Source organism: Nocardia sp. NPDC060220, from assembly GCF_042727815.1.
Lineage (GTDB): Bacteria > Actinomycetota > Actinomycetes > Mycobacteriales > Mycobacteriaceae > Nocardia.
In genome coordinates, this window is sequence record NZ_JBHWZY010000069.1 from 1 (window position 1) to 14,138 (window position 14,138).

Consider the following 14,138-nt stretch of genomic DNA (forward strand, 5'->3'; position numbering starts at 1 on the left):
CCGACTGGGTGCCCGCGGCCGGTGGCGAGGACTCGCTGTACCTGCGGCCGTTCATGTTCTCCACCGAGGCGGGCCTGGGCGTGAAGCCCGCGTCGGCCTACAAGTACCTGCTGCTGGCCTCGCCTGCCGGGGCCTACTTCCCGCGCGGTGTGAAGCCGGTGCGGGTGTGGCTGTCGACCGAGTACGTGCGCGCGGCTCCCGGTGGCACCGGTGAGGCGAAGGTGGCGGGCAACTACGCCTCGTCGCTGCTCGCGCAGGCGCAGGCCACCGACGAGGGCTGTGACCAGGTGGTCTGGCTGGACGCCTGCGAGCGTCGCTATGTCGAGGAGATGGGCACCAACAACCTGTTCTTCGTGTTCGGCACCGGCTCGGAGGCGCGGCTGGTGACCCCCGAGCTGTCGGGTTCGCTGCTGCCCGGTATCACCCGCGACTCGCTGCTCACCCTGGCCGCCGACTCCGGCTACCCGGTGGAGGAGCGCAAGATCTCGGTGGAGGAATGGCGCAAGGGCGCCGAATCCGGGGAGATCAGTGAGGTGTTCGCCTGCGGAACGGCGGCGGTGATCACGCCGGTCGGCTGGGTGAAGTCCGGTGAGGGTGAGTTCGCCATCGGCGGTGGTGAACCCGGTGAGGTGACGATGGCGCTGCGCGACACGCTGACCGGAATCCAGCGCGGCACCTTCGCCGACACCCACGGGTGGATGCGGACTCTGTAAGCGTCACAACAGCATTCGAGAGCGGGTCCCTGGCGTAGGGGCCCGCTCTTCTGCTGTTCGTTCAGCCCGGCATCAGCGCCTGCCACTCGCCGAGGGACTTCGGACGCAGGACGTAGTTGGACTCGCGGACGGAGGACAGTGCGGCGCTGGGGGCTTCGGAGTACCAGTGGCCGGGGTAGACGACGGGGTTGCCGTCGAGAGCGGCGAGTTGGCGCAGGCTGCGGAACATCTCGTCGGTGTCGCCGCCGGGGAAGTCGGTGCGGCCGCAGCCGTCGATGAACAGGGTGTCGCCGGAGATGAGGCGGCCGTCGAACAGGAAGCACTGGCTGCCCGGGGTGTGACCGGGCGTGTGGAGTAACTCGATCTCGAAGGCGCCGACCTTCACCTTGTCGCCGTGGTCGTGGCCGGTCAGTTCGCTGGGGGCGATGCCGGTGGTCTGGGCGACCCAGTCCAGTTCGAGCTTGTTGACATGGACCGGGACGCTGGTCTTCTCGAGCAGTTCGGCCACGCCGCCGAGGGTGAAACCGAGCATGGTGCCGCCGACGTGGTCGGGATGATGGTGGGTGGCGAGCACGCCGGATACGCGCATGCCGTCGGCCTCCGCGACGTCGACCAGGTCGGCCGCTTGGTAGGCGGGATCGACCAGGAGGGTCTCGCCGGTCTCCCGGTCGCCGATCAGATACGCGAAATTGCGCATCTGCGTGGCGATCGGATCGCCGACGGCGTAATCCCGGCCGGACAGCAGCTGGCGGAAGTAGAGGCGCTCGGATGACATGCGCTCCACTGTATTGCCACCGGTGTGCTGGCGACGCACCCGAGTACCGTTGACCGGACGGTCTGTGGGAGCACACAATCGCCGATATCCTGGACTTGTGACCAGTACGAGTTTGCGGTAACTGAGCGTTTCGCTATAACGCCAGCGAGAAGCCCACTGCGGCAATCGAAACCGTGATCTCCACTACTGCGCCGAGAATATCGCCGGACAGGCCCTCGAAACGGCGGACACAGTGCCGGGTGACCACAACGGTCGCCGCGAGGGCGGCGATCACGACAACGGGGCCGAGCCAGAGGTTGTCTGGCACCGCCCACACCGCGATGCCGACGGCGATCGCGGTCCAGATCAGCACGACGGCGCGCGGCTGCGTGCCCGCGACCAACGCGCCGAAACCGGCGTCGGGGGCGGCGCGGATGCCGGTGCGGCACGCAGGCACGACGGCGACCCGGCTCACGGTGACGGCGAGGACGAGCGCGAGCCAGCGGTGCTGATCGGCCAGCGTCGCGAAAGCCACCGCTTGGACGGCGACGGCGAAGATGAGCGCGGCCACGCCGAACGGGCCCGCACCGCCGGACTTCATGATCTCGCGGGCGCGCTGGGGCGGACCATAGCTGCCGAGCCCGTCGACGGTGTCGGCCAGGCCGTCGAGGTGCATGCCCCGGGTGAGCAGGGCGAGCATGCCGACGACGAGGAGACCGGCGAGCAGGGCGGTCAGGCCCGCGCTGACCAGTGACCAGAGGGCGCCCGCCGCGAACGCTCCGAGAGCGAGCCCGATCAGCGGGGCGAGCGAGATCGCGTGGCCCGCTGTGCGCCGGTCGACGACTGCCGGGCCGGTGATCGGGACGATCGTCAGCCAGGAGACCGCGAGCCGGAGCGCGTTCACTTGGCCAGGTCGACGGTGTCCGATTCCTCGGCCGAGGTGCTGACGCCCGCGTCGGCGAAGGTCGACATCTCGGCGAGGGTAGCGACCGCGGCCCGCAGGATAGGGAGGGCGGTCAGGGCCCCGGAGCCTTCGCCGAGGCGCATCTCGAGGTCGATCAGCGGGGTCAGGCGCAGGTGCTTCAAGGCCAGGTCGTGAGCCGGTTCGGTGGAGCGATGGGCCGGCAGCCACCACGCTTTCGCGCCCGCGGCGAGGTCCTCGGCGACCAGGGCCGCGGCGGTGACCACGACGCCGTCGAGCAGCACGGGCGTGCGACGGACGGCCGCCTGGGCGAGGAAACCGGTCATGGCGGCGAAGTCGGCGCCCGCCGCGACGCGGAGCAGGTCGACGGGGTCGGTGGCGACCGGGCGGGCGCGGCGCATGCCGTCGCGGATGGCGGCGACCTTGCGGATCCAGCCCCGGTCGTCGACGCCGGTGCCGCGGCCGACCGCGGCGACGGGTTCGGTGCCGGTGAGGACGGCGATGAGGACGGTGGCGGGGGTGGTGTTGCCGATGCCCATGTCACCGGCGATGAGCAGGTCGGCGCCCGCGTCGATTTCCTCGTCGGCGATCGCGCGACCCGCGGCCAGTGCGGCGGTGACCTCGGCGTCGGTGAGCGCGTCCTCGCGATCGATGGAGCCGCTCGAGCGACGCACCTTGTGCTGGGCCACCGAGGGTTCGGTGTCACCGTCGACGGCGATGTCGACGACCCGCACGGTCGCGCCCGCCACGGCGGCCAGCGCGTTCACGGCCGCGCCGCCCGCCAGGAAATTGGCCACCATCTGCGCGGTGACCTCGCTCGGATACGCCGAGACACCGTGCTTCGCCACGCCGTGGTCGCCCGCGAACAGCACGACCCTGGCGCGTTCGAACTGCTGGGGTGGGCATACGCCCTGGCACGCGGCGACCCAGTTGCCGAGTTCCTCGAGCCGTCCCAGTGATCCGGCCGGTTTGGTGAGCTGCGTCTGGCGCTGCTCAGCCGCCGCGCGTACCTGCGCGTCCGGGGCCGCGACCGGGTCGAATCCGTGCGTCACTGGCAAGCCTTTCGGAGGTGGTACGGGGTGTTCGACGCCCATCTTGCCCGGATCACGGTGCACGGCGGCGACCGACCCGGCTCATTTCAATCGAAGCGGCAGCCCGGCGACGATGAGGTACGCCTCGTCGCACGCCCGCGCGAGACGCTGGTTCAGCGCGCCGATCTCGTCGCGGAACAGCCGCCCCGAGCGGGTTGCGGGGATCACGCCCATGCCCACCTCGGGCGATACGATCACCAGCCGTTCCCGGTAGGCCGCGACAGCCTCGACGAGCGTGTCGCAGTCGGGGGTGACGGTGCCGCGCGGTGCGTCCCAGGCGTCGCGGGCGTCGAGGCGGGCGGTGAGCCAGGTGCCGATGTCGTCGAGCAGGGTCGCGGGCGCCGCGGTGGCGAGAACCGTTGCGGGCTCGGTGTTCTCGACGGTCGTCCAGTGTTCGGGGCGGCGGTCACGGTGGACGGCGATCCGGTCGGCGAAGTCGTGATCGGCGGGATCGACCACGGCGGTGGCCAAATAGCGAACCGAGGGTGCGTCGGTCAGCACGGCCTCGGCGAAGGCGGATTTTCCGGAGCGGGCGCCGCCGAGCACGAGGACGCGGGCCGAGGGGGACCTGTCTGACATGTCAGCACGGTAGCAATCGGCCACGGCGCGGCTTCGGCGTCAGGCCGACAGCGCGTCCAAGATCATCGGGCGAGCGGTGGTGAGGGCCTGTTGCCAGTACGGCCAGTTGTGGGTGCCGTTGACGATGTCGACACGGGCGGAGACCCCGAGGGCGGTGGCCCGGTCGCGGAAGATGCCCGCGGCGACCACCGTCATCGCCTCGAGGCTCATCGCGTTGAGGGTGTTGCCGAGGCCGTAGGGGACATCGGCGGCGCCGGGGATGCCGTTGCCGGTGGTCACATAGAGGGGCAGGCCGCGCAGCCGCTCGACCTGGGCGGTGGCGTCGTTGCGGGCCCACGCGGGGTCGCCGGCCGGGCCCCACATGTCGTCGACATTGAAATTGCCCTCGTCGAGCATGGCGACGCGCATGGCCTGGTTCCACATCGGGTAGGTCGGGTTGACGAAGCCGGAGAACGAACCGGCGAAGCGGAACTGATCACGATGGTGGGCGGCGAGGGTGAGTGCGGCGTTGCCGCCCATGGACGCGCCGACGATGGCGTTGTTGGTACGCGAGACCCCATATCTGGCAAGGAAATCGGGTAGTTCACGGGTGAGGAACGTTTCCCACCGGTAGGTCGTCTTCTGGCCGTTGGTGCTGCTGGGCCGGTACCAGTCGGTGTAGAAGCTGGAGTGGCCGCCGACCGGGAACACCAAAGTAACGTTGTCGCCGGCGAATTGGCGCAGGGCATCGGTGTCGGTGGTCCATTGGCTGTGGTCGTCGGGGGCGCGCAGACCGTCGAGCAGATACAGCGCCGAGCTGCCGCCGCGCGCCGCCCATTGCACCTGGACCTTGATCGGGCCCATGCTCGACGGCACGATCAAATCCGCGAAACCGCCTGCGGGCGTACGTATCACCGGCGGCGCGGCAACGGCCGCGGAGGTGCCGATGAACGACACGACCACGGCCGTCGCGACGATCGTGAGAGCTCGGCTCAGCCGACGAGATCTTCCCCACCCAACGTTGAACACATCAGCCAGCTGATCAGTTTCCGATAGGCCGAGTCAAGCAGACTGTGCGACCTCACAGCCTGAACTCACCCGGTTCGGCGCGCCGAATGGTAAGGGCGGCAACCGGTGACGGTGCGGCCGTCGTAGCTGAATTCCAGGAACACCCGCCAGAGCTGGCGGACCCGGTGATCGGCCCACAGTCCGCGGGTCGGTTCGATGCGATAGAACACCTGTTGGCCTTCGTCGGGGAGTTTGACATTGTCGTAGAGCGAGATATCGGCGAGCCACGGGAACTGCTCGAAGCTCAGGGTGACGGCACGCTGGATCTCGGCGGGATCGGTGACCAGCGTGGCGCGACCCTGGATCTGCACCGAATGAATGGCGTGGCGACCCGCGAAACCGCCGGGTGGAATATGGCTCACCACGTAGCTGACATTCGGATTCTGTTGCATCTGAGCGTGTTTGCGATTGAATTGGAAGGTGTGCATGTAGGCGACGAGACCGTCGGCGGCGATGTGCATGGCCGAGGTCGACGGCGCGCCCTGCTCGTCGATGGTGGCCAATGCGGCGAGCTCCTCGGTGCGCAGGAGCTCGGTGATCGCTTCCTGGACTTCGGCGGGGCCGGGTTCGATGTTCATCAGGCGCCCATCCCCAGGTCGGCGAGGACCGCCAGCGCGGCGGCTCTCGCGCCACCGGTGACACCCTGACCGGGATGAGTGGACGGCCCGACGAGATAGAAGCCCTCGGCGGGCAGCCGGTAGCCCATGTTCGGCAGCGGTCGCATACCCATGAACTGGAACAGCTGGCAGCCGAAGTGGCCGGGATCGCCGTCCACCCAGGCGTCGTTGTAGCGCTCCATGTCCAACGGGCTGTGCACCACCCGCGACAGCACCTGATCGGGGCCGATATTCGTGGTCATCTGCGCGAAGGTGGCGAAGACCTGATCGAAGATCTCCTCCTTGCGGCTGTCCCAATCGCCCTCGGCCAGCTCCATCGGGGCGTAACCGAGCAGGTAGAGCGTGTGATGCGGGATGGGAGCCCTGCTGGGGTCCCAGCGGGTGGCGGTCGAGACCGTCGGGATGGTGTGCACCGGTTCGCCGTATTTGAGCTGGTCGAAGGTACGCAGCAGGTCGGGCAGATCGAGGGCGACCTCCTGGAAACCGGCTTCGGTGACCTCCGGCCCGGCACGGAACTCGGGCGCCTCGCTCAGGACGAGATGCCCGGCGACCAGGCGGAAACCGGCGGACTTGATCCGATCGACCTTGCGCTCCCACTCGGCGCCGAATCGGTGCTCCACCATCGCGGGCAGCTGCTTGATATTGAGGTCGGCCAGGACAGCGCGACGCGCGCTGAACTCGGTGCCGTCGGCGCAGCGCACCCCGGTGACCCGGTCGCCGTCGAACCGGAACCGCTCGACCTTCGCGCCGGTGTGGATGGTGCCGCCGTAGCCGCGCAGCGCGGCGGCGAGCGCGTCGGACAGTGACTGCGAGCCGCCCACCGCGAAACCCATGCCGTAGCGATGGATGAACGGCACCATCAGCAGCAGGAAGGCGCCGGTGCCGCCCTCGTCCGGCGAGATCAGCAGCTCCGACACCCAACGGCACAGGGCCGCTTTGACTTTCGGGTGCACGAACCATTCGTGGCAGACGTCGAGGTAGCTCATCATGAGCACCCGCATCGTCTCCTGACCGATCTCGGACTGTTCCAGCTGCGCGAACAGCGCGCCGAGCGGGGCCGGCGGGCGGAACATCGCGGGCAGCAGCTGGTCGAGCAGCGGGCTCGCGAATTCGTAGAAACGCAGGTAGTTCTCGGCGTCGACGGGGGAGATCCGCGCGATCGTCTCTGCCGTCTTGTGCACGTCGTGATAGAAGGCGATGAAGTCGTCGTCGGGGAACACCACCGACATGCTGGGGTCGGGATAGACATAGCTCAGCCCGTGCTCGGCGAGCAGGCCCAGTTCGTCGTCGAGGATCATCGGATTGCCGTGGATGAAGATGTGTGCGGCGGCGTGCAGGTCGTGCTGGTGGCCGGGCAGGGTCACCGCCTCGCTGACGACGCCACCGCCGATCTCCGACTTGGCCTCCAGGACCACGACATCCAGGCCCGCCTTGGCGAGGTAGGCGGCGGCGGTGAGGCCGTTGTGCCCCGCCCCGACGACGATCACGTCATGGTCAGCCATGGTGTGCTCCGAGTCCGTAGCCGCCGTCGATGTCCCAGATCGAGCCGGTGACGAAACCGGCGCCCGCGGAATCGAGCAGGGTCAGTACCGGCGCCGCGACCTCGTCGGCGGTGGCGATGCGTTTGATCACGTTCGTGGCGACGACGCCTTCCTCCAGTCCCGCGATCGCCTCGGCGCCCGCGCGGAAGCCCGGGGTCTCGGTGATGCCGGCACAGACGCCGTTGACTCGAATTCCCCTGGGGCCGAGTTCGCTTGCCCACGTCGGCACCAGGTATTGCAGGGCTGCCTTGGTAGCGCCGTAGATGCCGGTGCCCGGTCCCGGCTTGCGGCCGATGGCGGAGGAGATGACCGCGATCGAGGAACCGGTCTGCTTGGCCAGCGCGGGCACCGCCGCGGCGACGGTGGCGATGGTGCCGCGCAGGTTGACGTCGATGATCCGGTTCACTTCCGCCATCGGCTGGGCGAAAATCGCACCGGGAATGAGGATTCCGGCATTGCACACCAGGAGGTCGAGGCCGCCGAACTGCTCGACCGCGTGGTCGACGGCGTGGTGCGCGGTGTCCGGATCGGCGATGTCGCCGCTGATCCAGGCCGCGCCCAGGGTGTCCGCCGCCTCGGCCAGTTCCTTCTCGCGGCGCCCGGTGAGTACCACTTTCGCGCCCTCGGCGACCAGCGCCGCCGCGATCGCGTAGCCGATGCCCTCGCTCGATCCGGTGATCAGAGCGGTCTTACCTTCGAATCGCATGCTTCTCCTGTGCTGCTTCGGCCCTGCGCCACTGCACGACGCGGCCGTTGTCGGGGGTGGTGCGGATGGTGAGCAGACCGTCGGTCAGCTCGGCGATGCGGACTTGTTCCTCGCCGACCCAGTCGGTGCGTGAGCAGACGAGGATGTGATGGCGCAGGACGCCGTCGTCGACGCGCCAGCGGCCCGCGTATCCCATGAACGCGGGTTCGCCGGGGGCGGTGCGCATCATCGCGACCGAGAGGTGGCCGGACGCGGTGTAGGTGAGGAACCCGGCGGGCTCGGCGCCGAGTGGGCCGGGCGTCGGCGTGCCCGTGGGATCGGTGTCGTGGAACGACGCGAGTTGCCAGGTGCCGATCAGATCGTCGGGTCGGGGCATGGGCTAGCGCCAGCCGCGCGGATCGCGAAACCGGGTGTAGGGCAACACCGCCTGGGGCGGCGACAGCTCTTCGGCCTGCTCGTCATAGGTCAGCAACACCGCGGCGACGGCGGCGATCATCTCTTCGCTCGGATCGATTCGGGAATCGACCAGCGCTGGGGAATCGGACATGTGGTCCTCCTACTGGGGTGGGTTGCCGTGCTTGCGCACCGGCGGCTCGGAATGCTTGGCGCGCAGCATGTTCAGTGATCTGATGAGGATCGAACGGGTGTCGGCCGGGTCGATGACGTCGTCGACCAGGCCGCGCTCGGCGGCGTAGTAGGGATGCATCAACTCGCGGGCGTACCGGGCAACGAGCTCGGTCCTGGCCGCGTCGGGGTCGCCGGCGGCGACGATCTGTTTGCGGAAGACCACGTTCGCGGCGCCCTGTGCGCCCATCACCGCGATCTCGTTGGTCGGCCAGGCCAGCGCCAGATCGGCACCGACACTGCGCGAGTCCATGACGATGTAGGCGCCGCCGTAGGCCTTGCGCAGCACGATCGAGATCCGCGGCACGGTCGCGTTGCAGTAGGCGTACAGCAGCTTCGCGCCGTGCCGGATGATGCCGCTGTGTTCCTGGCCGACCCCGGGCAGGAACCCCGGCACATCGAGCAGGGTGACCAGCGGGATGTTCATCGCATCGCACATCTGGACGAAGCGTGCGGCCTTCTCGCTGGCGCTGATATCGAGAGTGCCCGCCAGGCACTGTGGTTGGTTGGCGACGAAACCGACTGTCTGACCGTTCATCCGGGCCAGCGCGATGACGATATTGGCGGCCCAGCGTTCCTGGATCTCCAGATACGCGCCGTCGTCGACGATTTCGGCGATCACCGCGCGGATGTCGTAGGGCGTGGTCCCGGTGTCGGGGACGAGATCGCCGAGCGCGGGGCATGGCCGATCGACCGGGTCGTCGGTGGGCACCACCGGCGGCAGTTCCCGGTTGTTCTGTGGCAGAAAGGAGAGCAGGTAGCGCACATCGGCGAGGCAGGTCGCCTCGTCGTCGTGGACGAAGTGCGCGACACCGGAGCGCTCGGCGTGGATGTCGGCGCCGCCCAATCCGTCGAGGGTCACCGATTCGCCCGTGACGGCGGTGACCGCCTCGGGCCCGGTGATGAACATCTGCGAGGTGCCGCGCACCATCAGGACGAAATCGGTCAGGGCGGGGGAGTAGGCGGCCCCGCCCGCACAGGGCCCCAGCATGACGCTGATCTGGGGTATCACCCCCGAGGCTGCGGTATTGCGCCGGAAGATGCCCCCGTAGCCGGCCAAGGCGGCGACACCCTCCTGGATCCGGGCGCCCGCACCGTCGTTCAGCGACACCAGCGGCGCCCCCGCGGTGATCGCCAAATCCATGACCTTGTGGATCTTCTCGGCGTGCGCCTCGCCCAGCGCACCGCCGAAGATCCGGAAGTCGTGGGCGTAGACGAAGGTGGTGCGTCCGTCGACGGTGCCCCAGCCGGCCACCACGCCGTCGGTGTAGGGCCTGCTGTGCTCGAGGCCGAACCCGGTGGCCCGATGCCTGCGCAACGGTTCGAGTTCGGTGAACGAGTCCGGATCGAGCAGCAGCGAGATCCGTTCGCGGGCGGTCAGTTTGCCCTTGGCGTGCTGGCGCTCGGTCGCGGCCGGATCGGGGCCGAGCTCAGCCAGTTCCTTACGCAGGCGCAGTTCGTCGATCCGGTCGAGGTCACCGTCGGAGGTGAACGGCAGCGTGTATTCCTCGGTCACAGCGGTGTCCTCTCGCTCAGGCCGCGATGGGGTCGAGCAGGCAGGTTTCGAAAAAGGCCAGCGCACTCGTGTGATAGGCCCTGGCCGCCCAGCCCAGGCTGATGTTGTGGCCCGCCTGCGGGACGCGGGTCAAGCCGCGGCGGGGCGCCGAGGCGAGCAGGGCGGACAGGTCGGCGAGCGCGGCATCGTCGGTGCGCCACCACTTCTCCTGCTCGGCGAAGCTGAACCGCACCGGAATCCGGATGCGATCGGCCAGTTCGGCGAAGGTCTGCGGCCAGGCGGCGGCGTCGACCAGTTCCAGTATCGGCGTCGAGTCCACCGCCGCGCCCGACCGGGCGAAGGTGCCGGGCGGATACAACTGGAGATCGCCCCAATTGCGTTGCCACATCTTGGTTTCGGTGTCCTCGCTGTAGAGGTGCCCGCAGCCCGAGACATCGACGCCGCAGAACTCGCTCTCGGTCGCCATGGTGAGGGCGAGCTTGCCGCCGAAGGAGTGCCCGAGCAGGAACATCCCGGCGCCGACCTCGTTGTCGGCGGTGAAGTCGGCGAGCGCGGCACGCACGGTCTCGGCCTGGTCGGTCAGCGACTGACCGTCCGGCAGGGCGTCGACCGAGGCACCGTAGCCGGGACGGTCCAATGCCAGCACCGCGTAGCCCAGCCGGGTGGCGGTGCTGAGCAGCGACACGTCCGGGTGGGCGCGGCCGTGGAAGTACGCGGCGGACATCCCTGCCCCGTGCAGGGCGACGATGGTGGCACGAGGCAGGGCCAAGGCGGGCGTACTGAGCAGGCCGGACATCGGAATTCCCGCCGCGTCCAGGGTGATCCGGTGCACGCCCGGGGACAGGAGTGCCGCGCTCGCCTCCGCGGAGCTCATGACCGTTCCTCGGCGAACTTCTTGGCATGGGCCAGGGTGGCCATGCTGTTGGTGCTCAGCGCCCGCTGCACGTACTCCCTCGCGGTCGCCACATCGGCGTCGGGACCGAGGACCGTGGTGATGTTGTCGGTGTTGATCACCACGCTGTGCTGCGACGACACCGCCACCCCGCCCTCGGACGGCCGCACGGTCCAGTACCCGGTGTGCAGCGTCATCAGCGCGGGCATGGTCAGCTGCTTGTAGGCGATCATGGTGTCCGGGAACACGATGCGATACGACATGGTGCGGTGCTGGGAACCGTCCATCGCCACCGTGTCCATCGCCAGTGACTGGATGCCGGGACCCGGTTCGATGAGCTCGACCCCCGCCACATGCGGCAGCCGCTCCGGCCACAGCTGCGCTTGGCTGATGAACCCGAACACATCGGCGGCCGTGCCCGCCACCTCGACGGTGTCCTCGAAGGAGAACGTCGCGTCGGTGCCCGCGTCGCCGAGTTCGATATTGCGCTTCAGCGCGGCGAGCTCGGTGGTCGAATTGCGGTCGACCACCTGGTCGATCCAGCTCAGCTGGTCTTCCTCGGTGGCCTGGTAGTCGTGCAGCAGGCGTACGTTGCTCCGGTTCACCGAGAGCGCCTCGATGATCCAGGTGCCGCCCATCGCGGCGATCGGCGCGCTGCTGACCTCCTGGCGGAACTCGATGCGGCGTTGCTCCGGATCGAGTACCCGGCGCGACACCCAATGCTTGACGCTCTCGCCCGCGGTGGCCCAGATCCGGATGCGCTGCTCGCGGTCGTCGTTGTCGAGGTAGTCGGCGAAGATGGTGGGCGGAAACAACTGTGGCCAGTTCTCCACCTCCGCGAGCAGCCGGTAGACGGTCGCCGCGGGCGCGGCGATCTCGATCGAATGCTCGGCATGGCCGGTGGTGGTGACGGATACGGATGCGGACATGGTCGATCCCCTTTCAGTAATTCCCGAGTCCGCCACAGACATTCATCGCCTGGGCGGTGATGGACGCGGCGGTGTCGGAGGCGAGATAGCCGACCAGGCCCGCCACTTCCTCCGGAGTGCAGTAGCGGCCGAGCGGGATCTTGGCGGTGAACTTCGCCATCACCGCGTCCTCGGTGCTCTGCTGCAGGCTCGCGTAGTTGCGCCGAACCTGCTGTGCCATCGGCGTTTCCACGTAGCCGGGGCAGACGGCGTTGACGGTGATGCCGGTCGGCGCGAGCTCGTTGCCGAGTGCCTTGGTGAACCCGACGACACCGTGCTTGGACGCCGAGTACGGTGCGCCGAGCACCACGCCCTGCTTGCCCGCGGTCGAGGCGATGTTGATGATCCGGCCGCGGCTGCGGTGGCGCATCCCGCCGGTGTTGAGCACCTCGCGCGTCATCCGGAAGACGCTGTTGAGGTTGGTGTCGATGACGTTGTCCCAGATCTCGTCCACCAGGTCCGCGGTGACGCCGCCGCCGCTGATACCCGCGTTGTTGACCAGCACGTCCACCGGGCCGAACCGGGCGGTGGCGGCTTCGATGAACTCGTGCACCGACTCACCCGAACGCACGTCGACGGCGCTGCCGTCCACCTCGAGGCCGGCTTCGGTGAACTCCTTGACGGTGGTGGCGACGTTCTCCGCGGTGCGCGCGCCGAGGTAGACGGTGTGCCCGTTGCCGGCGAGCAGCCGGGCCACGGCCAGCCCGATACCGCTGGTGGCACCGGTGACCACTGCGTGCATTTTCGACATGATGACTCCTTCTAGGGGGTGCGAACGGGGAGAAGGGCGTTCACCGCGTCGAGAAAGGTGCGCGGTGTGGTCGCTTCGATCACGGTCGAGTCGTCGAGGGTCACCCCGAATTCGCGTTCGACGCGGCTGGCGGTCTCGAGCATCGCGAGGGAGTCGTAGCCGAGATCGTCGAAGGTGAGGTCGAGGATGTCGGACTCCAGGTCGACGTTCTCGGGTTCGCCGGAGCCTTCGAGGAGGATCCGGGTCAGGTCGTCGAGGGTGAATGTCATGAGATTTCCCTTCCTTCGGGTGCGGACACGACCATGGCGGAGTTGAATCCGCCATAGCCGCGTGCCAGGACGAGTGCGGCACGCACCGTCGCGTGCCGCACCCCACCGACCACCAGGGCCAGTGGCGAGTCGGCGTTCGGGGTGACGTTGATCGTCGGTGGGATCTCGCCGGTCGACATGGCGAGCAGCGCGGTGGCGACATCGAGGGGGCCCGCTCCCGAATACAGCCGTCCCGTCATGGTTTTCGGTGCGGTGACGGGGACGCCGCGATGACCGAAGACCGCGGTGATGGCGTCGGACTCGATCTGATCGTGCTCGGGCAGACCCGCGGCGTCGGCGAACACCACGTCGATATCGCTCGGCGCGAGTCCGGCATCGGCGAGCGCCCGTTCGATCGCCGCGCGCAGGGCCGGTTCGCGACCGGTTCCGGGCGCGGGATCGAACGTCGCGGCGTATCCGGCGATCTCGCCGTAGCTGCGCGCTCCCCGGGCGGTGGCCGCCGCCGCCGACTCGAGGATCAGGATCGCGCCGCCCTCGCCCGGGACATGGCCCGCGGCCCGCGCGTCGAACGGCAGGTAGGCGGCGTCGGGATCGGCGCCCGCGTGCAACCGGCCGCTCGTCCACAGTGCCGCCCAGCCCCACGGGCACAGCGTGGCGTCCATCGCGCCCGACACCATCAGCGCGGTGCCTCGGCGAATCTGCCTGCGCGCATGGGCGATCGCGTCGAGGCCGCCTGCCTGGTCGCTGACCAGGACACCGCTGGGCCCTTTCATACCGTGACGAATGGAGATCTGGCCGCTGTTGACCGCGTAGAACCAGGCGAAGGACTGATAGGCGCTGACGAAACGGCTACCCCGGCTCCAGAGATTCCCGAGCTCCTTCTGCGCGAACTCGAAACCGCCCGAGGACGAGGCGGTGAGCACGCCCATGTCGAAGTCGTCGAGCTCGCCGGTGTCGATGCCGGCATCGGCCAGTGCCCATTCGGCCGCGACGAGAGCGAGGCGGGTCACCTGATCTGTCTGAGGCAGAAGGCGATTGGGCAGGTATTGCTGGGGATCGAAGTCGTCGATCTCACCGGCCAGCGTGGCCGGGTAGCCCGCCGGATCGAAGCGGGTGAGTCGGCCGATGCCACTGCGGCCCCCGCGCAC

General features: G+C 68.7%; 17 protein-coding genes. 1 reads left to right on the forward strand and 16 read right to left on the reverse strand.

The window, feature by feature from the left end:
• On the forward strand, positions 1-713 hold a 713-nt coding region (locus tag ACFWF3_RS05775; RefSeq protein ID WP_379312622.1), incomplete at its 5' end, for a branched-chain amino acid aminotransferase.
• 61 nt (positions 714-774) lie between these two features.
• On the opposite strand, the gene ACFWF3_RS05780 is transcribed toward ACFWF3_RS05775, so the two are convergent.
• The 16 genes from ACFWF3_RS05780 to ACFWF3_RS05855 form a co-directional block, all read right to left on the reverse strand.
• Entirely contained in the window at positions 775-1,488 is a 714-nt protein-coding gene (locus ACFWF3_RS05780; RefSeq protein ID WP_378636506.1) for an MBL fold metallo-hydrolase, read from the reverse strand.
• 133 nt (positions 1,489-1,621) lie between these two features.
• Complete coding sequence (locus ACFWF3_RS05785) at positions 1,622-2,371, reverse strand: adenosylcobinamide-GDP ribazoletransferase (RefSeq protein WP_379312623.1); 750 nt, start codon at positions 2,369-2,371, stop codon at positions 1,622-1,624.
• Complete coding sequence (gene cobT, locus ACFWF3_RS05790) at positions 2,368-3,483, reverse strand: nicotinate-nucleotide--dimethylbenzimidazole phosphoribosyltransferase (RefSeq protein ID WP_379312637.1); 1,116 nt, start codon at positions 3,481-3,483, stop codon at positions 2,368-2,370. The genes ACFWF3_RS05785 and cobT overlap by 4 nt, the downstream gene beginning before the upstream one ends.
• A 39-nt stretch (positions 3,484-3,522) precedes the next feature.
• Positions 3,523-4,059, reverse strand: coding sequence for a bifunctional adenosylcobinamide kinase/adenosylcobinamide-phosphate guanylyltransferase (locus ACFWF3_RS05795; protein ID WP_379312625.1), 537 nt, complete (start codon positions 4,057-4,059; stop codon positions 3,523-3,525).
• Positions 4,060-4,098: 39 nt separating this feature from the next.
• Positions 4,099-5,067 carry an alpha/beta hydrolase gene (locus ACFWF3_RS05800; RefSeq protein ID WP_379312626.1) on the reverse strand — a complete coding sequence of 323 codons (969 nt, stop codon included), beginning with the start codon at positions 5,065-5,067 and terminating at the stop codon, positions 4,099-4,101.
• A gap of 65 nt (positions 5,068-5,132) precedes the next feature.
• Complete coding sequence (locus tag ACFWF3_RS05805; protein WP_379312628.1) at positions 5,133-5,684, reverse strand: pyridoxamine 5'-phosphate oxidase family protein; 552 nt, start codon at positions 5,682-5,684, stop codon at positions 5,133-5,135.
• Positions 5,684-7,225 carry a phytoene desaturase family protein gene (locus ACFWF3_RS05810; RefSeq protein WP_379312629.1) on the reverse strand — a complete coding sequence of 514 codons (1,542 nt, stop codon included), beginning with the start codon at positions 7,223-7,225 and terminating at the stop codon, positions 5,684-5,686. The genes ACFWF3_RS05805 and ACFWF3_RS05810 overlap by 1 nt, the downstream gene beginning before the upstream one ends.
• A complete protein-coding gene (locus ACFWF3_RS05815) occupies positions 7,218-7,970 on the reverse strand; it encodes an SDR family NAD(P)-dependent oxidoreductase (protein WP_379312630.1) in 753 nt (250 codons plus the stop codon). Before ACFWF3_RS05815 ends, ACFWF3_RS05810 begins: the two co-directional genes overlap by 8 nt.
• Entirely contained in the window at positions 7,954-8,346 is a 393-nt protein-coding gene (locus ACFWF3_RS05820; RefSeq protein ID WP_379312632.1) for a lipocalin-like domain-containing protein, read from the reverse strand. The genes ACFWF3_RS05815 and ACFWF3_RS05820 overlap by 17 nt, the downstream gene beginning before the upstream one ends.
• Before the next feature lie 3 nt (positions 8,347-8,349).
• Complete coding sequence (locus ACFWF3_RS05825; protein WP_379312633.1) at positions 8,350-8,517, reverse strand: hypothetical protein; 168 nt, start codon at positions 8,515-8,517, stop codon at positions 8,350-8,352.
• Between the two features lie 9 nt (positions 8,518-8,526).
• The gene (locus ACFWF3_RS05830; protein ID WP_379312634.1) at positions 8,527-10,110 is read right to left on the reverse strand and encodes an acyl-CoA carboxylase subunit beta; all 1,584 of its coding nucleotides are present in this window, start codon (positions 10,108-10,110) and stop codon (positions 8,527-8,529) included.
• Positions 10,111-10,126: 16 nt separating this feature from the next.
• Entirely contained in the window at positions 10,127-10,984 is an 858-nt protein-coding gene (locus ACFWF3_RS05835; RefSeq protein ID WP_378992511.1) for an alpha/beta hydrolase, read from the reverse strand.
• Positions 10,981-11,931 (reverse strand): aromatase/cyclase, encoded by a 951-nt coding sequence (locus tag ACFWF3_RS05840; RefSeq protein WP_379312635.1) that lies wholly within the window; start codon positions 11,929-11,931, stop codon positions 10,981-10,983. Before ACFWF3_RS05840 ends, ACFWF3_RS05835 begins: the two co-directional genes overlap by 4 nt.
• 13 nt (positions 11,932-11,944) lie before the next feature.
• Complete coding sequence (fabG, locus tag ACFWF3_RS05845) at positions 11,945-12,721, reverse strand: 3-oxoacyl-ACP reductase FabG (protein WP_378992513.1); 777 nt, start codon at positions 12,719-12,721, stop codon at positions 11,945-11,947.
• 11 nt (positions 12,722-12,732) lie between these two features.
• Complete coding sequence (locus ACFWF3_RS05850) at positions 12,733-12,990, reverse strand: acyl carrier protein (RefSeq protein ID WP_378992514.1); 258 nt, start codon at positions 12,988-12,990, stop codon at positions 12,733-12,735.
• Positions 12,987-14,138, reverse strand: a 1,152-nt coding sequence (locus ACFWF3_RS05855) for a ketosynthase chain-length factor (RefSeq protein ID WP_379312636.1), incomplete at its 5' end; no start/stop codon positions are given. The genes ACFWF3_RS05850 and ACFWF3_RS05855, both read right to left, overlap by 4 nt.